This window comes from Anaerostipes stercorihominis, assembly GCF_057535655.1.
This window is the reverse complement of sequence record NZ_BAAJCL010000002.1, coordinates 53945-79189: the sequence shown is the minus strand read 5'-3', so window position 1 is coordinate 79189 and position 25245 is coordinate 53945. Positions and strand designations below refer to the sequence as shown.

The window sequence follows — 25245 nt, the reverse complement described above, 5'->3', positions numbered from 1 at the left end:
AGTCGAAAGAAAGATTGTACTCATAGCAATTTCCAAGGCTATAAAAGCTAATACCCATTGATTTTTTTTCATAATTCCTTATAATTGAAGATAGAAGGGAGCTTAAGCTCCCTGCTGTTAACTTTCTTGATCGTCATCATTATCTTTTTTATAAATCTTATATGCTATGTAAGTTGTGATTACAGTGCATATTGATGAGATAATGGTGGCGGTTGCATTTATCAGATCATCTATCTTCAACTTCTTTCCTCCTTTCTTAATTTCTATATTTATTATAGCATACTTGTATAAGTATGTCAATACTTTAAATAAAAAAGCCCAGAGAAATCTGGGTTTTTTTCTATTCTTTTGCTTCTAATTTTGGTTTAATATTCACGAAATCAATTTCATTTCCAAGAGGAATCTTTGATTTCATTTCAAGTTCCGTCCCCTCCATATTTATGTTGTATTCTACATTCTTTTTCAGCAAAATACCATTTTTAAACACCAGCAAGACATCTCCCGCCATATAATTCAGTTCCTCTGGGATTGTAACTTTCTGTGTTTCCTCCTGAATTTCTACACTTTCTCTATACTCCATATCCATTTGCTTTTGTATGCCTGCATACCATGTATGAAATATTTCTGTCCATTGAGCGAATAAGGTACTGGAATCTAAAAATTCTATCGCACCCGTTACCCATCCACATTTGTCCGTTCCTCGCATATCCGTGATGTTAGATTGCGTAATTGTTTCGGCTAATTTCTTCACATAAACCATAGCAAGACACAATTCGTTTTCTTCGATTTCAGGATACACCGGATCCCCCACCGCATCCTCGCCATCTTTTGCAATCAGCTCACAACTTCTTCCATTTTCATCCAATCTCACCACAATCGCTGTATACCTGTTTGTTAAAGTATCCGACTGACGAACCTCCACTTGCTGACTTTCATTTTTTACCTCAAGATATTTTCCCTTGATATACGCTTTTCCGGTTTTCACTGCAACCGCCATTCCGTCTCCCGCCGTCACCATCAAGCTATTTTCGTAACCATGTAATACACCATCATGAATGATTCCTTCGTAGTAACTGCTCATATCATCTGCATTATACGTCCGATCTCCATTGACGCTGTTAAAAAATCCGCTTCGTACCATTTTGTTCTACCTCCCACGTTTCAAATGTTGGTGTGACTTTTTCTCCTGTCTCATCCCAACTTTCTATGACTTCTATTACTCTTGTGTTCGCTCCTATCTTAAATTCATTTTCTACACTCACCTTATCTCCCATCGCATAATCTTCATTTAGTCGATACGTGGCATCGTTTTTTACATCCCCGCTCATGCCTTCCTTTATTTTATATTCCTGCATTTGCGTCTCGCCATATTCTTTCAGCATCTGTAAGTATTTCTCTTTTGTGATGATCTCTCCGTTTGATGTAACTCCTGATCCGTCAATTTTAACTTCTCTTCTGCGAATCCCGCTTTCCGTTCCTACTGCAACAATCCTTTGACTGGTCCCTTCCCCTTCTCCAAATACAAGACCGGCATTTTTATATTCTTCCTGATTGTATGTGTAATCACTGCTGTTTAAGTTGTCATACTCATTGGAAAAGACAACCGGAATATTCTCACTTTGCCCGACACTGCGGTCCACCCCCTTATATAATTGAAATATGAATTGATTTTTTGTTGTCAGAATCACTCGAAATCCTAATTTTGTCGTTTCGCAAATAGACTTTACAACATCTAACACGGTATCTCCTGCGCTTTGTATATCAAAATCTTTTAATTCCTCTGCATATCCTCCCTTCTCGTCCAGCACGAAATTTTCTATTTTCCTCTGCTCCTCTTTGGGTGAAATTATATTCTCTTCTATTAATTTTCTAATGCATTCTTCCGCATTTCCAGTCATTGTAGTTTGATTCCACACAATTCTCCTGCTTAAAATGGCGTCCGCCATTTCTGCGGTGATTTTTAAGATCGCCCCCGATTCTTGGCTGGTTGTAATTTCCTTCCCCGTTATGATTGCCACTTCACCATAACCTTCTTCTGTCATTTTATCTTCCCGGACCAAATAATAGTTCTCTCTCAACATTGCAATTGTCTCAAGATCTGCTTTAATTTGAAGCTCTGCGTCTCCTTTGTCGTAGTATCTGGTGGTCCATATTAGGCTTGGATATTCATCGACAGCGCCGATAAAATTATAATTATCATCCATAATATACAAAATCATTCTAAACCCCCTGATATGCCACTCTCCGGCGGAAAGACACATTAAGATGCTGCGCTCCTTCTTCTGCCGTTACTGTAAATAAATTATCTCCCGGCGGCAGTTGAAACCACTCTGCCGGTTTTTTTAATTTCCCGAAATAATTTTCTTCTTTCTGTTCATAAATTCTCACTGCGCTTTTTTCTCCTCTCATTGTATTTACTCTGATCCTCTCATTTTCTTCCATTTCACATAAAAAACCAATGGCTCCATGTGTTTTTGCAGAATAAACAATGGGATTCTTCACTTTTCCACCTTCTGCATAAAATTCCAGAATCATTCCTGTTTCAATCTCTCCGTCATTTTGTACATTAATCACGTCTTTTGCTTCCAGAATTGAAAGCTCAATTCCTTCTTGTGGTATCGAAAACGGAAACTCAAACATATTTTTAATTACTAAGCTGTTTTCTTCTCTTTCTTCTACCTCTAGTAAATGCGGATTCGTGCAGAGTATACTAATTTGCGCTTTCTGCGGATTCTCACCATGATCCAATTGAAATGTTTCAACGACTCCATCTATAAATACTTTCCTTGCTCCTTCCGCGTATACTCTTACCTTCCTTTTCGTTTGAAAAATCCGATATAAATTTAATCGGTTCTCCTCTATATTCCCCTGAATAACCGACGTAATTACAATGTTTCGATTGTCAAGCCTTGTTCCGTTTAATGTTGTTCCATCATAATTTCCTGCTGCCGTCGTATTAATTACGGCATTCACGGGATTGAACCCCGTGAACGTCGTTTTGTAGCGTGCTTCATCTGTGACATTTAGTTTCTCTCCTTTTTCATTTTCAACTGTGATTTTTAACATTTCCTCCCCCTATCCTTTTGCATAGCTTAACGCATTATGTGTCTGTCGATAAATTTCCAACGGAGTCAGCGCTTTTGGGCTGTAATTATTTTGCGTGAAGTTCTGGTTTACTACCTTTGTTTGATTCATATAGTTCTGCGTATTGGATGTTTTAGAAACATAACCTGCTGCTTCTCCAATCTGGCGCATCGGGATTGCCTGTACCATATCTTTTTTTAGCTTTCCAATCTCTTCCACCCACCCGTTTACATATCCGAGTCCTGAAAATTCTCCTAACTTTGCAAACCGGACCGACGGACTGTGAATTTGCAGTTCCTTTTTAAAATTATCAATCATTGCATTGGCCAAATTTCTAATTTCTGCCGACATATAACTTGTGCTTGTTTTTAACCCACTCAAAAATCCCTGCATTGCCTGTTTCCCCAGCTCCTCCAGCTGTTTCGGCAGTTCTTTCAATGCCTGGTTTACTGCATTTTCGTATTCTTTTTGTACTCCTGCAATATCATCTTTATAAAGTTCCTTTGCAAGTTCCTCGGAAATCTGCATTTTTTCTTGATAGGCTTTGTCATAGGCTTTCAGATCCTGTTGATTCATAGACAGGAGCTGATCCATAAACGCTTTCCCTTGCTCCATATCGTATGAAGCGATCTGATCAAAAAGTTCCTGCGATACCATTCCCTTGATCTGTTTTAGTGCATTGGAATATTCTTTGATTTCATTGGTTTGAGCTTTGATATCGTTGATTGTCATTACTCCTGCTGAAGATACCTCAAACAATTCTCCGGCGCTTTGCAATTTCGTGATCAGATTGTTTTGTTTCTCAATCAAAGCGTCGTATTTTGCCTGATATGTATCCGATATTCCATTCATGGTGTTCATCACCAGTTCTTCCGCCGCTGACTGATACTCGCTCATCGCACTTTGAAATTCTTCCAGCATTTTAGAAGAAGCTTCCTGGTATGCATCCTTATATTTTTCCTGATTTTTAATGAGTTGATCGTACTTTTTATTGCTATCCTTAATCTTTTGATCCAGCTTTTTCTGATATTTGTCAATATCCTTTTGGATCGCTTTTTGCTTCTTCTTATTCTTCGTTCTTTTCTTTTTATCTTTTAAGTCGTCAATTTTATCTGCCAGTTTGCTTTTAGTTTTTAGCTTCTTTTCTGCATCCGTTTTCTGTTTTTCCAGTTTTGAGATATTCGTGTCAAAAGAATTTATCTTTTGCTCATTTTGGTAGCTGATTTTTTCATTCATAAAACTGATGGTACTTTCCATCTGTTTTGTAAAAACTTGCGTTGCTGACTGCGTCACCTGGGAAAAATTAAAATTATTTAACTTTAACATTTCCTTTACGACGGCACTGACCATATTTTGGGCTGTTCTGACAGCATTTTTCTCCATGCTTGCAATTCCGTTTACAAATCCTTTGGTAAAATTTACTCCTGATTTGTACGTAACGGCAGACGGAGAATGGATTTCTAATTCTTCATCAAGCTCTTTGGATGTTTTTTGTCCCATATCTCCTGCGGTTCTTATAGCATTTCCAATCATTGAAAGAATTCCATTTACATACCCTTCTCCAAAATATCTTCCAGATTGTGTTGTTAACTTTGACGGTGATCCTTCTTTTTGCCCTTTCTTTAATCCACTCCAAGCATTTTTCGCCAAATTGTACGCCGCAGTCCATGCCTGATTTACTAAACTCCCAATTCCATTTATAAATCCATGCGAAAAGTTTTCCCCGGATGATGTTGTTTTTACTGATTCCGCCCCTGCTTTTCCTTCCTTTGCAATATTGGTTCCCGCTTTTTTGTTCTCTTTTTTAGTAGAATTTAATCCAGAAGCGTGTTCTTTTCCTTGATCTTTCCCTGTTTTTTTACCTTCTCCCCCTTCCATTCCGGAATCGCTTGCATTTTTTACATTTTCACCCGCTTTTTTATTCTCGTTTTTGGTAGAGTTTAAGCCGGAGGCGTGTTTTTTTCCTTTCTTCTTCCCTCCTTCTTCTCCTCCTTTTGTTTTTTTCAATTCATTATCTACCGTTTTCGTTAATAAACTTGCTGCCTTTTTCACACTGATTTTCCCGGACGCAATTCCCTCTCTTAAGCTCTTTGGAATCGCAATTCCGTTCTTCTTCGCTTTCTTAACAATGTCGCTGTTGTCAAATTCTGCTACTTTCTCCAGACTTTTTATTGCCTGCTTGGCGCTGATCTTCCCGCTGCTGATGCCCTGCGCCAAATTCTTCGGAATTTTTACTCCGTCTAACTTCGCTTTTTTCGCCATGTCATGAAACTGAATCAGATTTTTCATGCCCGATACCGTCTTAGGAATCTCAAACTGCCCGGACCGAATTCCATCCGATACCGCTTTGGGAATTTCTACGGATTTTTTCCTGCACTTTTCCGTAATCTCTGCCAGCCCCTGCTCGATCTGCGCCGAATTCACCATTTTCTGCGCATATTTGTCCGCATTGCCATATTCCGTATTTAATTCCTTCAGTTCGCGTTTATTTTCTTTGATTGCTTCTTGTGCTTTCTTATGAGCCTCTCCTAATTTAGTTACTTTTTGTGCAGCTTTATCGTATGCCGCCTTCTCTTTTGAATAGTTGTTCCCTAACCCTGACTCTTCCCACTTTTTACGAGCTTTTGCGGCTTCCTCCTCCGCCTTTTTCAGCTCCTTGTTTGCTTTTTCTTCCTCTTTAATTAATTTGATCTGCTCTACTTCTTTCGATGCAATATCTGAAGCAATGCTCTCCATATTTTCCTGGGATGCTTTTGCCAGTATTAGGTCTTTTTGTGCTTCTATATTCTTTTTAATGGCTTCAGTGCTTTGATTTAACTTATCTTTTTCCTCATCGTATTTTAAATTCAATTCCGGCATTACCGCATTTAATTGATCTACGACGCTTTTGATCTGGGCTTTCTGTCCCGCATCCTTTTTCTGTACTGCCAACAGCTCCGTCAGTCGTTTATACAGGTAATCTGCTTTGACCCCCTCTTCTTCCGTACTTTTTATATTGTCCTGACGGTTCTTTTTGTGTTCCTTGATTTCCTTACTAAGTTCTTTGTGCGCTTCGATTTCCTTTTCAATTGCTGCCACCTGTTTATCCGTTGCGGATGTCGCTTTTTTGGTTGTTGCAGTATACACCGCAATCCCGGCTACCGCTCCGACAATCGCCGTAATCCATCCGACCGGAGTTGTTGCCATCACAATCCCCAGCCCCTTTACGGTCAATGTTAAATTTTTCAGTACCGTAATAAATCCTGAAACGCCTCCGGTTAATGTTGCAATCGTGGTTCCGATTTTAAATACCGCAAATCCCGCTCCCAGAGAAGCAAGCAGGGATAAAATAATCGGAATGTTAGAAACAAACCAATTTAAAAAGTTATTTAATCCCGGCAAGACTTCCATTGCAATAGGCTGCAGAATATCTGTTTTAATGGTCCTGCCTAACGTTGCCAGCTGACTTTTGGCATTATCATAGCGTACAGCGTCCACCTGTTCCATTGTTCCTTTTACATTTGCAAAGGTTGTTCCCACGCTGGATAAGGATGTAATAAATTTTAAGTTTCCATCTTCTGCCATAGTTCCGAAGGCTTGTGCTGCCATATTCATGGCATCCTGTTCATTTTTACAGTCTGCAATATCTTTTACAATGGATTCAATAACTTCTTTTTGTGTAGCGCCTCCCTTTTGCCAATCTTTAAATAAATTTTGTGTATTCTTGCTGTATAACTTTAAGCTTTTCTCAATGGTTCCGTCTGCAAGGCGTGTTGTCACTTCATTGATTGCATCGTTGACCTTGTCCAGATTATAGGCTCCATTTTGTGTTCCATTTTTCAGTAACTGGAAATATTCTTTGGATGAATACCCTGCCTGTTGAAATTTTCCGGCATATTCTGCAAGGTTATCCCCCAGTTCGTCTGTATAGTTCAGCCCCTCCTGGCTTCCCTTGGCAATCAAATCAAAAGCTTCTTCTGATGTCATTCCCCACTGATACATTAAGCTGTTGGCTCCCCGTACCGTTTCATTTAAATCGGAATCAAACGTTTCTGATAATGTCATGGCATTTTTCGTCATTTCTTTCAGCTTTGACGGATCCGTTTCCTTGGTCTGCTGCTTTACTTTTGCCATTGAGTCCGCAATATCTTCAATGCTCTCCCCATAATTATTTTTATACAGGTCGTTCATTTCTTTACTAAATTCACCCATTTCAGAATTCGTCGTTCCAGTGGCGGCTTGAAACCGGTCCATTGCATCCTCTCCCTCTTGTGCAAGTTCTCGTACTCCCTGCACCAGTGCTTCTAAACCATCTTTCAATAATCCTGCAATCGCGCCTTTTACAACAGTAAAACCTCCCTCCATACTTTCAATACTGTTCCCAGCGTCCCTTGCTTCGTCTGACGTTTCCTGTAAATCTTCATTCAGCTGCTCTAACTGATTGGAATACTGCCGAAGATCCCTCTCTGTTCTCCCAACTGCCGCCTGCTGGTTTAAAATGGTAATCCTCAACCGGTCCGCTTGTCTTGCACTCTTATCCTCTTCTTTTTCAATTTCTGTCAGCACATTTTTATATGTTTTCGCTTCCTGACTGCTTGCCCCATACTGCTGTGCCGCCTGCTGATACTTCCGGCGCATCTCCTCGGCTCTCTGTGCATTTTCCCTTTGTGCGTTCTGCGCTTCTTTTAATTCTTCGTTATATGTATCTAATTTTCTTTTTTGCTCTTCTAATACTCCGTTTAGCTGCCGGATCTTTGCTTCTACGCCTTCGCTGCTCCGGCTCCAATCATCCATCCCCGCGGTTGCCGCTTTAAATTCTGCATTATGCAGCCGAACCGCCTGATTTGCCGCTTTAATATTTTTTTCAAAATCCGATATATCCAATCGGTATTTTGTCGTAATATCTTCCGCCATTTCCTACTCCTTTCTTACCACCATCCAGAATTATCACGTGCCTTTCTTTCAATGACTTTCTCTCCGGTTTCAATCTCCCGTAATTCTTTTAAATTGTCATTCATTTTGCATGTATCCACAAACAATTCAAACACCTCGACCGCTTCATCTTCATTCAGCGTCAGCGGAGTCATCGCAGGATATTCTTTGCATAAGTAGTACGAAATCTGAAATATTATAAAGTTTAAGGACGGCGGCTCCATGCCGCCGCCCTCATTTAGTTTTTTGATTTCGGTAACCCGCTGATCTGTTCTTTCACGAACCATACCATCTCTTTCATAGTTGGGACCAGATCTTCAAAAATATCAATTTCATTGATTTCTTCTTGCGTAATCCCCGGAAATGTTTTCATGAGAAATTTATCAATATTCCCTTCTGCCATAAGCTTCATTGCCATACTGCCCAGCTCTTTATCATCGTTGATCCTATCCACATCGACCAGCTTTAGAAACTCTTTTACACTTCCCCATTTAATTCTCATGGTTTTGGTTTCGTAAGTTTTGACAACATTCCCCTGCTCATCTCTAATCCTTAACTTCATTTTTCCCCCTAAAGACTCAAGCCTTCTTTCGCTCTTAATTCGTCAATCAGTGTTACTTTATCGAAAAACCCTTCTACATTCGCCAGTCCAAGACTAACATCCACGTTGATTGCCTTCGCAGTCTTCCCTGTCTTTTTATGACGGAATGCAGTATTAATTCCTGTATATGTAATCTCCTGATTTGTAGAATCGGTTCCGCTGTCCTTCGTATTATGTTCATCCTCCGGAATCGAGAACGTACCTTTGTATCTCCATACATACATCGGGCTTCCATCATCCTTTTCCGCAATGTACCCAATGGCAAAATACCGCGTTTCTCTTTCTCCTTCTACTAACATTCCGGTTGCTTCATCGTAAAACTGTCCTGTAATATCTGCCAGTGTTTCATTGTCCAGCACGGATACGGTAAGGGTTACCTCATCCGGTCCGGTTGCTTCAATTACAATTGCCGGAATATTATCATAATATTTTGTGTCAGAAGACGTTTCTGTCTTCTTGGAAATCTTCTGTGCCCCGGAAAGCGGTTTCACTTCTCCATAGGTCAAACCACCCTCTGCATTTTCATCTTTTGTCAATCTTGCATAAACTAAACCGCTGATACCTCTCCACTCTTTATATTTCATTCTTCTTCCTTCCTTTCTGCAACGCATATGCTCAACATTTTTCCAATATGTGTCTGCACGTCGCTTCCTACATCAATAAATTCCTTTTGTATTACAATATTTTTTGTCTTTTCCAGTACGTTCTTGACTTCCTGCTGCCATTTTTGCATCTCTTTTGGTGATGCATAAACATAAATCCATACATAATGCAGCATTTTAACCGAACAATTATCATAATGTATCGTTTCACAATTATGCTCCCAGAAAGTCAAAAACACTTCTGGATATTCCTGATCTATCGTCATGCTGCCCTGTCGATACACGTCCAGCCCCAGCGATTCCAATATTTCATATAATTCCTTCAAAGCAATTCCAGCCTCCTTAATTCTTCATACAATACGTTCTCTTCCGTCTCCTTGATCCGTTTTCTGGTTGAAGAACCGAAAAAATCGTTGTATAGTTTTCGGTCTGGGTCCATTTTCGGCGTTCCATAGAGCAAAAAGACAGAGGCTAATCCCTTTCCTGTTGCATTGTCTATTTGAAAACCAACTTTTACATATGCCGTCTTCCCGATCCAGTTCACCTCTGCAGTATCTGCAATCTGTTCTTCTGTCTCTCCTGTCCTGTGATGTTTCCCCATATCCGCATGGATACGCTGCGTTACATCCTCATGCACTTTGGTAAGCGCTTTACTTGTAATTTCTCTGGTATTTCCCTGCAATGCATGAATTCTTCGGAGCAATTGCCCAAGTCCTTCCATCTCTATATCAATCCTTGCCATCATCTTCCCCCTTTGATTCGCTTCACTTTCATTTTCATGAAAATGTGCCGCTCCTCAAGATCTTCCGGTTCTCCTATCACCTCATACATCTCCCCGGACTGCGCCAGCTGTATTCTGCTTTCCGAAGTCAGTTTAGGATTGTACCATGTTTCGATCTGGGCAGTGTCTTCGATCGCCAGCACTCCGTTTGAGTCTATCGGCGTACCGCCATAAGTTGCAAATGAACCGAAAAAAGAGGTCGGCTGTTCTTTATAAATTTTTACAACGCTTCCCTGTATCTTTTCTTTTCGTTCGAGTTCGTAATGGAGCAATGGAGTTGTGAATTTTTTTCTCGGTCGGTACATTTCATTCCCCCTCCGTCAAAGCCAACTGTATTGCACGCTCTTTAAAATAATCACTTAAACCGCTTTGCTCAAAATAAAGGTCGGAAACGCCACGCGCTACTGCTCCCGTAATTCTATCACTATTCATTATCTTCTCTGATACTCCTGCGTCATATAAATACCCGATTACATCATCAAAAATAGGTCTTAGAACCTCGTCGTGATAGTTACCAACAATTCCGCAAGCTGCTTTTACTGCATCAAACATTTTTTCTTTCTTTTCTGCATCCATGGCGTTCCCTCTTTCTTATTTTTTCAATTTAACAACCCCGGCATCCAAAAGCAGCATACTTCTTTCTGCGTCTGCTTCCTGTTCTTCCCCCGGTTCCATCATTTTCCCCAGCGCAAGATCCTGATATCTTTCTACTGTTACCAACCGGAATCTTTTTTCTTCTGTCTGCCCCTTGGTTTTTGTTTCTTTTTCTTCTTGTGCAGTCTTTCTCCTTGTTTCACTCATTTTGATCTCCTCCTCTTAAACCTGCAATGTTTCTGCCGCAGGGTCTCCTTTTTTAATAATTAAAAATCCATATGGATTGGCAACCTTTCCATCCGCAATCAGGATGCATTTATTTTTGATCTTGTTTGTGTCATGATCTTCCCATTTTACTGTTTTCATTTGCATATTGCTGTTAATGATATAGTTTTTCAGATCACCGAAGATCGCTACTACATCTCCTTTTTCCGCAGTATCCCACGGCTTAATGACATCATCCTCGACAATTTCAACATTTTTTCCGGCAAATCTGTATTTTTCTTCTCCGTCAATTCCGTAATTGACTCTTCCGATCGGCTGACCGTTTTTGTCCACCATTCCGTCAATGTATCCGTCAAAAGTTCCCTGCGCCATAATAAACTCACCGGCTCTGTATGATTTTTTCATCTTTGCAAATACGGCTTTTTTCCAATGGCTCCAGCTTCCCACATCTCCTTCATTCAGAGTGATAACATTTCCTTCCGGAATCCTTGTTTCTTTTGTAATTCCAAGCATCTGTCCTGATCCGGTTCCATTGACAATTCCAATGTCCAGCGCTTTGATCATTGCTTCTGCTGCCAACTGCGGAAACAACTCCTGAAACATAGATAAGGTGGTCACAGATGCAAGGAGGGTCTGTGCAATCTTGCATTCCAATCCATAGTAGCTGAAGGAAATCGTGTCGTTTGCTCCGATCTTCTGGTCTTCGGACGGTTTTGCTTCTGTAATCCACTTTGCTGTCGGAACCAGATCCAGAATCGGAATTTCTACCCCTCCCTGCACATTCAGTTTCCTTACCTTATTGTACAGATTTCCATAGCTTTTCATCTCCCGAATAATTTCATTTAAAATCGTGGTCGGGATTACCGCTCCTGCATCTGCCGTCGTGGTGATCTGATCCTCTCTATACTCTGCCGGAATCGGTACGCCGCGGCAAACATATTCCATGAACGCACTTCTGTACTCTTCTGTATCATAAGGATCGTTGCTTTTGGTTTGATTTCCCATTCCCATTCCATAAGCGCCTCTTACCTGCCCTCCTCGAAGTTCTACTGCTCCATTTTCAGGATTCGCCGCGCGTCCTTCATCTCCTGTCGGATCGTCCGGTCCTTCCGCACCTCCGTCTCCACCATTATTTTGTTCTTCCTCCTCTAGCTGCGTCTTGGCATCCTTTAATTCATCCAGTACAGAATTTAAGGTATCCCCAAGGCTTCTCACTTCGTCTGCGGTGGTTGCTTCCCTGATTAATTTTCTCAACTCTGCTGCTCTTTCTTCCTTTGCTTTAATTACATTTCTCAAATAATCTAAAATTCCCATATTCCCTCCTAAATTCCATATAAATATTTTGCTTTTTCTTTCTCCAGTTCCAGTTCATCTTCGTTCACATCCTCCGATGTTTGACCGTTGCTCCTTGCGCTCTCCAGCGCTGACCGTGCATCTTCAAGCGTCCGCTTACTGTATGCACCCTCGCTCCGTACTCCAATTTCTGTTCCTTCATATGCCGGAAATGTAACAGCGCTGACTTCCAACACCTGTCCAATCCCGGTAATGTGTCTCTTTGGATGTTCTGTTTCTAAATCTTCCCATTCCTCCGAGTCTATATTAAACATAAAGGACATTCCGGTAATGTCTCCACGTTTAATTGCACTATACAAGGCTTTTGCTTCATTATTGTTTTCTATATCCAGCGTCACCCGGATTTTCATTCCTTTTTGATCCGGTATTAGCTGCATGGTTGAATTCTGGTTATTTCTCCTTGATCTGGCAAGCGGCACCATGTCAATATTATGGTTTACCAGAAAGCGCACATCTCTTAAATCCGTTTTGTTCAACGCTCCCGGTTCTATGATTTCATCAAACCATCCAAGATCTGTCCATTCACCATACACAATGGCTCTTCCCTCAATGATGCCTGAACCATCTTCTCCCTCGCTTGCCCGAATCGAGAAACGATACTCTCTTTGCTCTATGTTATTCTTCTCCATTTTTTTCTCCTTTTTGCTGTGTCTGATAGGTATTTGCTATCTTTGTATCAACATAATTCAGCGATTGCTTCCGCATTCCTTCCAGCTCCGGCAACGGCGCCAATCCAAACAGCTTTCTTTTTTCATTTTCCAGCAATGCGCCGGAGTCTCCCAGAATCCGTGCAATTTCAATTTTTTGTGAAACCGTTACAAACATCATTTCCTCGGGGTACACTTTTATGGCATCCCCATAGCTTCTTTGCCATGGCGTAAATAATGCTTTTGTAAAACTCTGTCCGAGACGAATCGCCAGAGGTTCTAATGTTGTTTGATAAAACGCCTCATACTCTTCTTTTGTATATTCTCCAATTAAAATTTTTGTTGATGTTCCAAAATTTCTCAAGATTTTCGTATCAATAAATTCAACCGTTTTCTCGTCTAGCAATTTTATATCTTTTTTAATCGGTATGTATTCACTTTTTGCATCAATTCCCAGAATCCCGGAGGCACTTTTTCTAATTTCCTCTTCAAACAGCTTTACGTCTGCTTCTACTTTGTCTCTGGAAACAAGACTTCCGTATTTTACAATCCCATTGATTGCCATGGAAGCTTTGGTTGCTTTCCCCACTGCGTCCAGGATATTTTCATTAATCCGCAGTGTCTTCAGCAGCGTATCATTATCCGGTCTTCCAAACGCATTCCCGCCCATGTAATCATTCCAACTAAACTGCAGTCTTACATGAATGACATCTTCATACGGAAGCGTCATTTCAAATCCATTGTAAAACTTCATTTTCACAAACAAAGTTCCCGACTTGTCTTCAATAAATGTTACTTCCATCGGTTTCACCGGATAAAGTTCTTTATAGATCCGCCTTTCGTTCTTCCCTTCGTTCCAAACTTCGTATACCGGAATTAAAAACGCATTGTAATCACTGTATAGGTTCCATATCGTTTTCTCCAGTAATTCTCCTGTTGTCATAAGGTTGTTTGGATGATTTAGCATTTTTTGTACACTGCTGTTTCCTACCGGAGCCTCGTCTTTTGCGATGGTTCTTACATGAACCAGATTTAATTTTGAAACTTCCATTGCAATCCTTTGAATCGCCTGTTTTACCACATCGGATGCAAAAATGTCCTTCCCGAACATCGAATACACCGGAATGCTCCCATTTAACATCCCTGCGTAGATTCCTCCGGCATCCTTCTTTGTTCCTACGCTCATCAACTTATCAATCCAGTTCATTTTCATCCTCCGATTGCTTCTTTCAATTCCTGTCTGTGTCTGCGATACATCTCATACAAAATAATATTTGTGACCGCCCCGTCAATTTTTTCTTCCTTCGTCTTTTTTACACATAGTCCTCTCCCCTGTTCGTCAACTTTAATCGCCGCATTTTTAAAGCACCACTGATCTACCGGATTTTCATTATAGTTTACTATCCTGCTTTTTAAATCTGCCTCCAGCAACTTCATCGCATTGTCCAATGTTTGTGCATTCTGTAAGATAATCTCTAATTCCCCTGCCGCCTTCGTCCAACCATAGTCTTCCATTCTGTTAATCCATGCTTTCGCGAACTTCTGGTCATATCCGCATGCAAAAAGCGTAATATCATACTCGACTTTCAGCAAATAAAACCAGTCCGCTACAATACTCAAATCAATATCATTTCCTTCGCTGGTCGTTATATACCCCTCTTTCGTCCATTCCCGGTAGCGTGCTCCTGCATTTTTATCCTCCTCATTTTCCACCTTTGCCTCCGGCAGAAAATACATCGTATGAATATATTTTGTGCGGTCCCCCGGTTTCATCAGTAAAACTTTTGCACAGGTTAAATCTGTTGTCTCTGACAAATCCACAGCCCCAAGACAATATGCCCCTCGAAAATCTTTCAAGTCATAAGTTGCTTCATAATCATAGTCCTCCAAGTTTAACCAGCTCTCTGCGCTGTTCTGTTTGATGTTAAAATCCTTTGATAAGGTAAAAATGCGGTCTGCCTTATTGGTTTTTGCCTTGTCAATTTCTTTGTCTAAATAACTCCATTGCTTTACAATCCCCAGCGTTGGATTGGCTTTTACCCAGCTTGCCCGGTTCTGCCACACTTCTTCTTCACTGTCCTGCGTATAAAGCCATGGAAGCAATACTTCTGCTGCCGGTCCGGTTTCTTCTTTCCATAATACTTTTCTTGCAAACTCAAGCTCCTGATCTAAATATCCATCTCTTTCAAACCCTTCCGTTGTAATATTAAAAAACTTCGGAGATTCTTTTAGGGACTGACTTTGTTCGATCGCTTTCCCTATGATGTTCTCTTTCATCTCATGGGTTTCGTCCACAATGGCAAAATCAATATTTCTACCCTCTTTATTTTTTGTCTTGTCCGACAGCTTAAAAATCTTACTTCCATTATTTTTATTTTTCATAAATCGCTGGTTTTTTCCGGTATCTTGCCCCTTCGGGTCCACCAGAAGCCGCATTGTGTCAATGGCATCATATACAATACTTGCCTGATTATCATCGTTGGAGCTGCATACAATGTCTTCCCCCTCATTTCCAGTGATAAACTCGGCCAACCCTAATGCGCTGCAGGTTTCACTATTATGAGTCACTGTATTTTTTTCTCCGCACAAAAATAATCCTCTTTCATTGTCGACCGTAATACATTTTGTATCCTGATTCTCCACTCTTTCAATCTTCACAATTGACTTATATTCCATTCTTTTTGATAAATTTTGTTTTAACTTATCAATTTTTCTTTGGTATCTAAAACATGGATTGTTTTTATCCACAAAAAAACCTATATAGTTCACATATCCACAATCTTTTCCATTACATATTGCTTTCCTTTGTTTCACATTATGTTTTATTCCAAGACTTGAAAGAAGCTTGGATACATCCCTTGCTAAATTACCATCTTTTTGACTAAACATACATTGACCCGCTTTTGAACACGTTCCATCTGTATCCATCAACCCTTTTAGCAACTCCCACCTCTGTTTTACACTTGCCGTTAAATATTCCTTCGGTATTCTTTTATTTTTCCATATTCCCATTCTCCTAAATTCTTCTCTTACTGTGTTCCTTCTTGCTTTTGTTTCCCCAATCCTTACCTCATATTTATCTCCAAAGACTTTTACAGAACTAACTTTCACATTTTCTTTTTTCAGCTCTTTCAGTAATGTCTCAAGATCTTCCTTTCCTGTAGATATTCTGTTGTCATGCTTGTCTCCATCTCCGAGCCACAGCCCCAGCACATACGGACTAAATAGTTCTTTTTCCTTATATTGCACCGCTTTTGATATGGGAACCCTATATTTGTATTCTGTTCCTTTCCCGTCTTTCCTTTTTCTTTCATAATCTTTTACCATATCTGATGTTGTAATTGTTATACATCCATATGCATCAATTTCATTGTACTTTGTTCTCTTCCTTCCTGTTTTCGGAACATATTTTTTTGTACGCCTGCTTTCTTTTGTTTGCACTGTCCATTTGTGATTTTCATCAGCGACAATCTCTTCTCCATCTTCAAATATCACCTTATAACAAGTTCTATTTTTAAATACTTCCGATACAGAGAGTACCTTGATCGGAATACCTTTTTCACTAAACACATAATCTCCAACTTTTATGTCTCTTATAGTTCTGTCTCCAAATAAAGTTGGTATTCTTGTATTTAATGCAAGAGCTTTGGTATTCTTCCTGGCAATCAGTAAAATAATCTTTTGGAACTTATCGTATCCCGTTTCGCATCTCTTAAAGCTGTACGTTGCTTCAATCAGCGCCTTCTGCCAGAGCATTAACACCATCGGCTGATTATAAAAAGGACTTTTCGTCAATCGTACACAATGTTCCATAAAATTCATTCTTAAATTTGCTGTTTCCGTATCGTAATAATACCGATCATCATATTTTAAGAACTCTTCGAGGTTTTCAAGGTTCTGCCACATCTCCTGTCCGACAATGATTTTTCCGTATTCAATTTCTCCTTTATATTTGAGCAGAAAAGAATTATCCGGCGTCCAGATTGTTTTATTTTGTATTAACATCTTTTAGTTTGTTCCTACAACATATATCCCAAACTTTAATGGCGGTGTGTCCGCATAAGTACTTATACTCATAAGTTCTCCTTTAATATTTATCTTCATATCATATTGTTGTACAATATATCCATCAATCCAAAATGCAAATTCCGAAAACCCAGACCTACATTCGATTTCTATCATGATGGCTACCGTATGTCGAAATATTGATACATCCTCACTAACTATGTGGTAATTTGTCTGTGGATTCCCACTTGCTGTACATTTTACATATGTATATTTCTTTGTTTGCAGTTTTATTTGATCTGTAAGTTTTGCCAACTGATCCCATGTCATACTTGCCGTTGCTCCATTGCCAATAGCGGAGGCAAGTTTACTTTTTCCGTCATTGGCAAATTGAAAAGCTTGGTTTGCCTTTTCCATCGCTTGGTTTGTTAGACTCAATACTTCGTTGGTAGCTTCTACCAGATTTTCTTTTTGGGTTGTATCCAAAAAAGAAAAATCTCCGATTTCCCTTTTATTTTTTTTCGCATCTATTCCATATATTATGTCCCCTTTAATCCCTCTGTTGCTTATTGTCAGACTTCCTCCATTTGCAAAATCTTTGCTTTCTTTTTCTCCTTCAACCATGACTCTAAGATATAATTCATTCCCGCTCGGAATGTTAAATGTATGGCTCTCCTCAAGCATCGGCGTTGCTCCATCTACCTTCAAAAGTTTATCCTTATCATATATAAAAAACATAGCATGGATTTTCCCTGTCCCCCCTTCTTTTTTCAAAATACATTCCCCTTCACGTACTTTGATTTTTTCTTTTGTATAAAAATGCGGTGCTTCTCCTTCTTTATTTTCTCCCGGAATTCCTGTTTCTGTATCGATTGTTCCGTTTACCCAGATCGAATCCTCCCACAGTTCCATCTGCCCCATAGTTCCCTCTCCTTTCCTCTACTGATCCGTAATCCATGTACCATGCAAACACAACCATGATCCTTTCGGAACCTTGTTACTCATGGTAGTATTATTTGAATAACGATTCGCAAGACATTTTCCATCTCCCTGCACAGTTAATAAAAAACGATTGCTCCCACTTCCCTGACATATAAAATGCTTATAGCGAGACGGTCTATATCCACTCGGAATCGTAATAATGCTATTATGTCCCGTCCATTCTGTGCTGTTTGTAACAACCGCATTCAGTTCCACAACTTTTCCACATCTTCTTACTGCCCCCTGTGGATAACCGCTATATGTAGAAATTCCATTTCCATAGCTTACATTGTTCCATCCGGTATCATAACGATTCACTGCATCCGTTCCCGCCGGCAGCGATGTTGCAAATTCATTTTTTAATGCAATGGTGACATTGCTCATATATCCAAATGTTTTTTTAATATCCATAACCGTCATATATTCATAAGCCTCTGCCTTTTGAACATACAGGTCCCATGTTCCTGCTGCCGTTTTAACCATTCGGACTAAAAATGATTTTCGATTTTCATATTCAAACAAAGACAATCCGGGATCCATACTGTCCGAATTGGAAAAGCAAATAATGATACGTGTCAGATCTAAATCTCCACGCCGCAAAATTTCAAATATTATCGGAACATTTGCATACGTCGATGCAATCTTAATTGTTGCAATTTTCAGGTATCCCGCTTGTCCTGATCCGGCATTATGCCTTGATACATTGAATCCTTTTTGTAAAAACAAATTTCCACTTACAGTTCCTCCGGCTTTCGGCAGGTAATTCTCCATTTTCTCCAACAGCTCTTTTTTATCATCATCTTCTTTCTGGTAAAGTTTTCCCAACGTCATGTCCTCGTAGCATTGTCCCAGCTTATAAATTCCATTTTCTATGCGCATAAAAAGATTTTCTGTTCCCGCGAAATCTTTTTCTGTGCTAATTACAAATTCTTTACTAACCCCATTGGATGTCACAACGCATTTTTTATCACCTTTCGTTAGAATTTTATTGAGAACTTCCGCTCTATGGTCCCCTGCTTCCATCGGTACACTACTTCCATTGATTGACACTGTCGCATCATCTGAAATATTTGTAAATGTAAGATAACATTTTGCTTCTTCATTATTTACATTAGATAACAACATCAACTTCCATTGTGAAAAATCTATCTTAATGTCAATTTTCATCTCCTGCTCCCTCTTGAAGATACCTTTTATATTCCGCTGCCCACACTCTTAACGGGCTTTCTTTATCATCATTCTCCGCTTTTGTAATTCCCATGAGTATTTTTAAGGCATTGGTATACTGCTGAAAAACATCTTTATATTGCTTTGACGCCGCAGTAGCTTTTTGTCGTACCGGATTACTTTCATCCGTCTTTAAAAACGGTAATTTTTTCAATTCACACAGCCGATTTTCTAAAAAGATAACGTTTTCTACAAGATTTTTTGTCATTTCCGCAGTTTCTTCCCCATACCTTTTTATAATTTCTTCCAGCTCTTTTTTTCTCTCATGATGTTCCATTTTCTTTCACTTCTTTCAAATTTCATTTTGAAAATCTCATTTTTTTCGGTTCTGTGCAATTCCTCACCCTTCCACAGTCTTCCTTGAGTATACAAATTTGATGATCCCGGGGGTATCATCAAAACAATTGTCCAATCACAATCCCAATGAGTCCGCTGGCAATCGCCGTAACAATCGCTCTCTTTGCCGCATCCCAGCTTTCTCCCGGTTTTTGTTCCAGCTTATCCAACCGGATGCCCTGTGCTTTCAGTTCTTCCAGCATTTGAGCCATATTGATCGCCATCTCTTTGACAGAGATCACAAGGTTCTGAATCACTTCATTTTGTGCATCCTGCTTGCTCATTCGGATCTCCAAGGAACGAATGTCCTTTTTACATCCATGAATTGCCACCAATATTTCTTCATCTGTCATTATTTCCCTCTCCTTCTATTCGTTTGGTCTATATTTCTCCCACCAGCCAAGTATGAATCGTTCGTAGTCTTTTTGTTTCCTCGCATCTTCCAGACAATAAATTCTCTCAAGATTCTTTTCTTTCTCTATCTCTACATAAATACATTCAGCTCCTAACTGTTTCTCCAGTCTCTGTCTCTCTCCCTGCAACGGATACCCGCCAATGATATAAGCATTGTGCCAGAACCCTCTCCTATATTTCACATCCTCCAGAATCTTGTTCCGTACATCAAATACAACTTCTTTCAATGCATTCGGCTTATTGTATCTTTCCAAGCCACTGACACACTGCCAAATATTATCCATATCTAAAACCAAATCCCCGGCTGACATCACGCTTTTTACGTATGTCGTTTTCCCGGAAAGCGGCGGTCCGTATACGATATACACCCTTTGCTGATGGCATCCAAAACGTTCATGGATATCGTTATGGCATTTATGATGCACCAGATCAATCAGATCCGGATTCAATGATATGTCAAAGGCATTTACATTTTGTTCCGTCAACTCCACTTTGTGATGTCCGATACAATCATATTTCTTTAGAATCGGCTTCCCGCAATGTGCACATATCAACATCCCTTCTTTATTTGTTCGCTCACTTTTTAGATTCTTTACAAACTTCTGCCACGTTTTTGATTTCCTGAATGTTTCCAGTGTATACACAACTTATTCCTCCGCCTTACCAATCAAAGATTCCATGCGCTTTTGCAAGTAACTCCGATGCTCTAAGCCTGTCCCGGTCTTTTGCATTTTCATCATTCATGATTTCCGTCCAGAACTCTTTGATCTGTTCTATGGTTGCGATCCTTTCGTTGACTGTTTCTTGTGTAAGATATTCTATATAATCTCTTACACGTTTCCGTTTTATGATCTTATACGCATTTCCCCTTGCGTATCTTTTACTGTATCCTGCTTTGATTGCTGCCATCTCCGCATTCCCCAGACATTCCCCGCAATAGTACTCCGCTAAGCTTCGCTCCCTCTCGCTTAAATTAAATACTTTTCCTTTCACATATTGGTTTCCCTCCTATTTCTTCCGATTCTTGTACAATGCTTTGCAGGTCTTTTCTCCTGCGTAAGTTCCCTTTTTCCATCCAAGCTGTTTCCAATAATCTTCTAACATCTGCTGCGTCTTACTTCCCCAGATTCCGTCTGCTGCCAAATTTGAAAGTTTCCCGGTGTAACATGCATTCAATTTCTTTTGAAGCCACTGAATCGCTGTTTTTGAAGATGTTTTTTTGATTGTGTAATACGGCTGCGTACCTTCCACCTTTGCCGTTGTTACATTTTCGCCAGTGATTCCTTGCGCGATTGCTTTTGCAATCTTTTTATATCCAAGTTTTTTGTATAATTTCTCGTCGTCTTTATCATCTACAAAACACACTTCAATTAAAATTGCCTTGTTCTTCGTATGGTTCAGATAATAAAGATTTTTGGTTGTTTTAATTCCTCTGTTGGTGAATCCCAGTTTTTTCATATTTTTCAGGATTCTATCCGCCACTGTCTTCTTAATTCCTGATGCTTCTGTACACCAAATTTCACAGCCTGCAACCTTTTTATCCCCTTTTTTGTCATTTCTTCCAGAATTGAAGTGAATGGATATATCTAACTTTGCAGCCCTTTGATTGCATTTGTCGCAAATCTTTTTTAAAACATCCGTTTGACTTTTCCCGTTATTACATGTGCAGTCGTATGCTTTATGCCCTGCTGCCTTTAAAAGTCGAATCACTTCCTTGCATATCCGCCGATCTTCTTTGCTTTCATCCAAAAACCCTGTCGCTCCACAAGCTACTTTCCCGGATGGATTGTGCCCACCATGTACGTTATATACTGCCATCGCTTCTCCTTTCTATCAGCTTTATTTCTCTAATTGTTTCTTTACTTCGTTATAGTTCACTGCTGCTCCCGCTGCTAAAACCCCCTGAATAATTGCCGTAAACAGTGCTGCGGCGTTCATTCCTTCGGCTCCAAATACATATAGCAATGCTAAAGCAATGCCTAATACGTTAATCACCGTCGGAATATATTTATTCGGTACAGTTTCAGACTTTTTGATTGACTGCCCTAAAAAATATAATGCCGGAATTAATACCAACAGTTCTGGTTTGATATACTCTACAATTTGTTCCATAACGCCCTCCTAAATAAAAAAATCGTGATAGTTTCTGGTATTTCCATACCTTCTACTACCACGATACCACAAACGTTGATCCGTTTTGTACATTTTTAATGTTTCCAACTTGACAAATCTTTTTCTAAGTCAGACTTTAATTTTTTAATCCCCCTGCTTATAGCTTCTGTTCTATTCACATTTTTATTTTCGCAATATTCTTCTAATATTTGTTTATCTTCATCACTAATGCGAATGCTGAGTTTATTCGGTCTTGGATTGTTCGTTGGTCTGCCCATTTTCTTTTTTTCTTTTTCTACTTGAATCACCTCTTGACCTTGCCTTTATCCCCAATCTGTGCTATGGTTTATTTGGGTACAGGCGGTGGCAAGTACCGCCTGTTTTGTGTGTTCGGCTTTGCTTATTTATTAAGCAAAGCTTTTTTAATTTTGTTCTTTTGCCGTTGCGATTTTGTCAAGCAATTCCAATATTTCATCTCTTGTATACTCCGTTTTGTCTCCATTAGAAATAATCAATCGAAGTTGATATAACGTTGACATTTTTACTGTCTGCATTTCTTTTTCTGTCATTTCGTTCATAAGCCCTCCTTTCTGGTCTATGCTTGCCTACCTACTCGTTAAGTTCTTCCTTAACTGTAATTATATTATACACTTTTGTCTGGCATATGTCAATACTTTTGCCCGACAAATTTCAAGAGGTTTTTCATTTTTCCCACCCTACCTATGGAATTTTAAGTTGTGTTCCTCCTTTCTGGCACAAAAAAATCGTGATAGTTTCCGGTATTTTCATACCTTCTACTACCACGATATCACAAACGTTGGTCCGTTTTGTACATTTTTAATCTTTCCAACTTGACAGGTTCTTTACTTATTTTTTCGATAAACTCTTGCACTATTTTTTTAAATCATTCCTTTCATCGTACCTTATCCAATTCATTAAAAAATTTTCTTCTGTATCCATAGAATACTGTCCTTGACACTGAAATTCTCCCCAATTCCTTATCATATTCGATTTGTTCATATGGTATATTGTTTGCAACACTTTTTAAAATATATTGATAAATTTCCGGATTCGCTTTCATAGCGGCTTGCTCCATGAGCTCCAGATCTCTCCTATATTTTTCTCTATCCTTATGTCCGTTTTGTATTTTACTTCTTTTTTCATTATATTGTCGGCAAAACGCTTTTAACTCTTCCAGCCGATTTCTGCTTATGTCATAATCTTCCCAGCTGTTTCTCCATAGCGTCCGTTTTTCCCTCCTGCTGCCTTGACAGTTCATTTTTTTGCCCTCTTACTGCCTGCCTTCTGTATCATCCTATATCGTTTTAATGGGATTCCTTTCATTTTCCTTTGATTATTTCCTCTATTATAAAGAAATCTTTGTAATTTTTTTGCAGATTTTTTCTCTATGGAAATTTCAAGCGTGATCTCTTTCGGTTCTGCTGCCATCGGCTTCTCTACCTCCGGCATTTTTGGATATACTTCTCTGATCGGCATCTTCATCTCTTTGTTTGTTCGCTTCTGTATGTATTTTCTGATTCGCTCTATTATCCTCACTGTTCTTTCCTTTCTACAAACTCCTGACTTTCTACTACGACCTCTGTAGTATATACCTTGATTCCATCATCCCTTATATAGCTTCCTGTCTGTACTCTCCCTTCTACCGCAATTTTTATTCCCTTTTTCAACCATTTCTCTGCAAATTCCGCTCCTTTCCCAAACACAATGCAACTTACAAAATCCGCCGGCTGCTCTTCCTGCTTTTTGATTCTTCGATCCACCGCCAGCGTATATCTGGCAATGCATAAATTTTCTTCGTTCCAGCTAATTACCGGATCTTTGGTTAACCTGCCCATTAATATTACTTTATTCATCTCTCCTCCTAAATCTGGTAAACTTCATTTTTTTGAATTTCCATATCTTCCAACGTTGCAATCACTCCTATGATCTCCCCAGTTTCCCTGTCGCGCACCGTTATAATTTCATTCCCATTCTCAAGCTCTACCATTCCATAAAACACTTTCCCACCAAACTTTTTTAAACATTCCTGCCAAATCCACACTTTTTTCTTTTTTAGATTGATCACCGCATTTGCCGTGTGCTTTCCAAAGGTTATAGCTTCTTTTATAACCTTTGCATTTTCTTCCTTTTCTTCTAACTCCAAAGGGTCTAATTCTTTCAATCTTTCACTTTTATCATATTTTCTTTCGTCTATCAGCAATTCCCATACATATATGTAAACCCCATACATTCCATTGGTCAACAATACAACATCCTCATACTCCTCTATTTTGTAATCTTCTTTATTTTTTATTGCATCCATTTGTATTTTTTCTTTCATTGTCAATGCCATTTTATTCCTCCTTAACATCTCCTAACAAAATCCCCCTACCGCTCTAAGAGAAAGACCGGGCGAACGCCAAAAGAGAGAGAAGCGTCGCCGAAGTCCGCATTACCGAAGTTGGTGACACCGGCGAAAACGGAAGTGTGTTCCTTATGACGATTCATAAGCCAGTACCATTCCCAAGCACCCTCTTTGCCTTGAAAAGCAATACGATTTCTTTTCTTTTTCATAGACTTCCAGCGTTTGACTTTTTCCGCTTCTTCCTGTCCATAGACATTCTCTCCAAAGATTTCCCGCTCTGTAGGAATCCGAAGCATATCTCCCTCTGCGTTGACTGCCACCATGCGGCTTCTGATTTCTTCCGGGAATCTTGCGAGGATTTCTCCATTCAGCTTTTTCCGCAAATCAGAAGTCATGTAAGAGATTTCGTCCTCATCCATGCTGTCAAGGTCCTCAAACATCGGATATTCTTTTGTAAGACAGTCGACCAGCACGAACAGTATCCCTTTGGGCGTCTCTTCCACCGCCATAGCCTGTACCTTTTCGCCGTCTGTCAGCTTAAATTTGATCATATCTCCGACCTCATAAATCCTTGTATCTATTTTCATGTTTCTTATCACTTTCATTTTGACTCCTTTCTGCCCGCCGCAGAAGCGGCAGGCTCTCATGTTTGTTTCTTATGCGTTTCACAGGACTGTCAATAGTTTCATCGTGGTATATGTCCTGTAGGTGCTTTATTTAAGTTCTGCTTCTACGACTTTGCCATCAATCAATTGGTACAAAGTATCTTCTTTTATTGTTTTTCCATCAACCTGTACCATGGCTGCACATGCAAAAGTCCATGTATTTTCATCCCAACTACAACCTCCATTACTTTTCCATTCTGCAAGAACTAGCCAAGAACCTTTTACACCTTTCGCTTTGGACTCTGGCCCCCATGCGACGGCGATACTGTTTTGATGTCCAGCTCTTGCAGTTCCGCGATACCCGGTGTTACTGGACACTCCGCAGTTCCCGGTGTTACTGGA

30 protein-coding genes and 2 pseudogenes are annotated in these 25245 nt (G+C 39.7%); all 32 read right to left on the bottom strand.

Annotated elements, in window-relative coordinates; translation table 11 throughout:
- Positions 1-340 precede the first annotated feature (340 nt).
- Positions 341-1141: a hypothetical protein gene (locus tag AC27EF_RS02500; RefSeq protein ID WP_487108637.1), complete on the bottom strand. Its 801-nt coding sequence runs from the start codon at positions 1139-1141 to the stop codon at positions 341-343.
- The gene (locus tag AC27EF_RS02495) at positions 1119-2219 is read right to left on the bottom strand and encodes a siphovirus ReqiPepy6 Gp37-like family protein (protein ID WP_487108636.1); all 1101 of its coding nucleotides are present in this window, start codon (positions 2217-2219) and stop codon (positions 1119-1121) included. Before AC27EF_RS02495 ends, AC27EF_RS02500 begins: the two co-directional genes overlap by 23 nt.
- A gap of 1 nt (position 2220) precedes the next feature.
- The gene (locus AC27EF_RS02490; protein ID WP_487108635.1) at positions 2221-3066 is read right to left on the bottom strand and encodes a phage tail domain-containing protein; all 846 of its coding nucleotides are present in this window, start codon (positions 3064-3066) and stop codon (positions 2221-2223) included.
- Positions 3067-3075: 9 nt separating this feature from the next.
- Positions 3076-7977, bottom strand: a complete 4902-nt coding sequence (locus AC27EF_RS02485; protein ID WP_487108634.1) for a phage tail tape measure protein — start codon at positions 7975-7977, stop codon at positions 3076-3078.
- A gap of 14 nt (positions 7978-7991) precedes the next feature.
- Positions 7992-8282 carry a hypothetical protein gene (locus tag AC27EF_RS02480; protein WP_487108633.1) on the bottom strand — a complete coding sequence of 97 codons (291 nt, stop codon included), beginning with the start codon at positions 8280-8282 and terminating at the stop codon, positions 7992-7994.
- The gene (locus AC27EF_RS02475) at positions 8234-8557 is read right to left on the bottom strand and encodes a hypothetical protein (protein WP_487108631.1); all 324 of its coding nucleotides are present in this window, start codon (positions 8555-8557) and stop codon (positions 8234-8236) included. The genes AC27EF_RS02480 and AC27EF_RS02475 overlap by 49 nt, the downstream gene beginning before the upstream one ends.
- Positions 8558-8565: 8 nt before the next feature.
- Positions 8566-9180 carry a major tail protein gene (locus AC27EF_RS02470; RefSeq protein WP_487108630.1) on the bottom strand — a complete coding sequence of 205 codons (615 nt, stop codon included), beginning with the start codon at positions 9178-9180 and terminating at the stop codon, positions 8566-8568.
- Positions 9177-9524 carry a hypothetical protein gene (locus AC27EF_RS02465; RefSeq protein ID WP_487108628.1) on the bottom strand — a complete coding sequence of 116 codons (348 nt, stop codon included), beginning with the start codon at positions 9522-9524 and terminating at the stop codon, positions 9177-9179. The genes AC27EF_RS02470 and AC27EF_RS02465 overlap by 4 nt, the downstream gene beginning before the upstream one ends.
- Positions 9521-9940: a hypothetical protein gene (locus tag AC27EF_RS02460; protein ID WP_487108627.1), complete on the bottom strand. Its 420-nt coding sequence runs from the start codon at positions 9938-9940 to the stop codon at positions 9521-9523. Before AC27EF_RS02460 ends, AC27EF_RS02465 begins: the two co-directional genes overlap by 4 nt.
- Positions 9940-10284: a hypothetical protein gene (locus AC27EF_RS02455; RefSeq protein WP_487108625.1), complete on the bottom strand. Its 345-nt coding sequence runs from the start codon at positions 10282-10284 to the stop codon at positions 9940-9942. Before AC27EF_RS02455 ends, AC27EF_RS02460 begins: the two co-directional genes overlap by 1 nt.
- A gap of 1 nt (position 10285) precedes the next feature.
- Complete coding sequence (locus tag AC27EF_RS02450; protein ID WP_487108623.1) at positions 10286-10555, bottom strand: hypothetical protein; 270 nt, start codon at positions 10553-10555, stop codon at positions 10286-10288.
- A 15-nt stretch (positions 10556-10570) separates the two neighbouring features.
- Positions 10571-10780, bottom strand: coding sequence for a hypothetical protein (locus AC27EF_RS02445; protein WP_487108622.1), 210 nt, complete (start codon positions 10778-10780; stop codon positions 10571-10573).
- A 15-nt stretch (positions 10781-10795) separates the two neighbouring features.
- Positions 10796-12112 carry a phage major capsid protein gene (locus AC27EF_RS02440; RefSeq protein ID WP_487108621.1) on the bottom strand — a complete coding sequence of 439 codons (1317 nt, stop codon included), beginning with the start codon at positions 12110-12112 and terminating at the stop codon, positions 10796-10798.
- A gap of 8 nt (positions 12113-12120) precedes the next feature.
- Positions 12121-12780, bottom strand: a complete 660-nt coding sequence (locus AC27EF_RS02435) for an HK97 family phage prohead protease (protein ID WP_487108619.1) — start codon at positions 12778-12780, stop codon at positions 12121-12123.
- On the bottom strand, positions 12767-14005 hold the full coding sequence (locus AC27EF_RS02430; protein ID WP_487108618.1) for a phage portal protein: 1239 nt from the start codon (positions 14003-14005) through the stop codon (positions 12767-12769). The genes AC27EF_RS02435 and AC27EF_RS02430 overlap by 14 nt, the downstream gene beginning before the upstream one ends.
- 2 nt (positions 14006-14007) lie before the next feature.
- Positions 14008-16803 (bottom strand): terminase TerL endonuclease subunit, encoded by a 2796-nt coding sequence (locus tag AC27EF_RS02425; RefSeq protein ID WP_487108617.1) that lies wholly within the window; start codon positions 16801-16803, stop codon positions 14008-14010.
- Between the two features lie 3 nt (positions 16804-16806).
- Complete coding sequence (locus tag AC27EF_RS02420; RefSeq protein ID WP_487108615.1) at positions 16807-17577, bottom strand: hypothetical protein; 771 nt, start codon at positions 17575-17577, stop codon at positions 16807-16809.
- A 165-nt stretch (positions 17578-17742) separates the two neighbouring features.
- Positions 17743-18951 carry a hypothetical protein gene (locus AC27EF_RS02415; protein ID WP_487108613.1) on the bottom strand — a complete coding sequence of 403 codons (1209 nt, stop codon included), beginning with the start codon at positions 18949-18951 and terminating at the stop codon, positions 17743-17745.
- On the bottom strand, positions 18941-19288 hold the full coding sequence (locus tag AC27EF_RS02410) for a hypothetical protein (protein ID WP_487108611.1): 348 nt from the start codon (positions 19286-19288) through the stop codon (positions 18941-18943). The genes AC27EF_RS02415 and AC27EF_RS02410 overlap by 11 nt, the downstream gene beginning before the upstream one ends.
- Positions 19289-19406: 118 nt before the next feature.
- Positions 19407-19700: a hypothetical protein gene (locus tag AC27EF_RS02405; protein ID WP_487108610.1), complete on the bottom strand. Its 294-nt coding sequence runs from the start codon at positions 19698-19700 to the stop codon at positions 19407-19409.
- Between the two features lie 15 nt (positions 19701-19715).
- Positions 19716-20405: a hypothetical protein gene (locus AC27EF_RS02400; RefSeq protein WP_487108608.1), complete on the bottom strand. Its 690-nt coding sequence runs from the start codon at positions 20403-20405 to the stop codon at positions 19716-19718.
- A 16-nt stretch (positions 20406-20421) separates the two neighbouring features.
- On the bottom strand, positions 20422-20754 hold the full coding sequence (locus AC27EF_RS02395; RefSeq protein WP_487108607.1) for a terminase small subunit: 333 nt from the start codon (positions 20752-20754) through the stop codon (positions 20422-20424).
- Positions 20755-20769: 15 nt separating this feature from the next.
- Complete coding sequence (locus AC27EF_RS02390; RefSeq protein ID WP_487108605.1) at positions 20770-21579, bottom strand: N-acetylmuramoyl-L-alanine amidase; 810 nt, start codon at positions 21577-21579, stop codon at positions 20770-20772.
- A gap of 21 nt (positions 21580-21600) precedes the next feature.
- Entirely contained in the window at positions 21601-21873 is a 273-nt protein-coding gene (locus AC27EF_RS02385; protein ID WP_487108603.1) for a phage holin family protein, read from the bottom strand.
- Between the two features lie 95 nt (positions 21874-21968).
- Positions 21969-22181 (bottom strand): hypothetical protein, encoded by a 213-nt coding sequence (locus tag AC27EF_RS02380; protein ID WP_487108602.1) that lies wholly within the window; start codon positions 22179-22181, stop codon positions 21969-21971.
- Positions 22182-22295: 114 nt separating this feature from the next.
- Positions 22296-22451, bottom strand: a complete 156-nt coding sequence (locus AC27EF_RS02375) for a hypothetical protein (RefSeq protein WP_487108601.1) — start codon at positions 22449-22451, stop codon at positions 22296-22298.
- Between the two features lie 335 nt (positions 22452-22786).
- A complete protein-coding gene (locus AC27EF_RS02370; RefSeq protein ID WP_487108600.1) occupies positions 22787-23152 on the bottom strand; it encodes a hypothetical protein in 366 nt (121 codons plus the stop codon).
- A complete protein-coding gene (locus AC27EF_RS02365) occupies positions 23149-23430 on the bottom strand; it encodes a hypothetical protein (protein WP_487108599.1) in 282 nt (93 codons plus the stop codon). Before AC27EF_RS02365 ends, AC27EF_RS02370 begins: the two co-directional genes overlap by 4 nt.
- A 5-nt stretch (positions 23431-23435) precedes the next feature.
- Positions 23436-23747, bottom strand: a pseudogene (locus AC27EF_RS02360) (single-stranded DNA-binding protein); the annotation flags it as partial.
- Between the two features lie 8 nt (positions 23748-23755).
- Positions 23756-24226: a hypothetical protein gene (locus AC27EF_RS02355; RefSeq protein ID WP_487108597.1), complete on the bottom strand. Its 471-nt coding sequence runs from the start codon at positions 24224-24226 to the stop codon at positions 23756-23758.
- Positions 24227-24261: 35 nt separating this feature from the next.
- Complete coding sequence (locus AC27EF_RS02350) at positions 24262-24843, bottom strand: DUF6273 domain-containing protein (RefSeq protein ID WP_487108595.1); 582 nt, start codon at positions 24841-24843, stop codon at positions 24262-24264.
- A gap of 108 nt (positions 24844-24951) precedes the next feature.
- Positions 24952-25245 (bottom strand): annotated as a pseudogene (locus tag AC27EF_RS02345) (DUF7666 domain-containing protein); the annotation flags it as partial.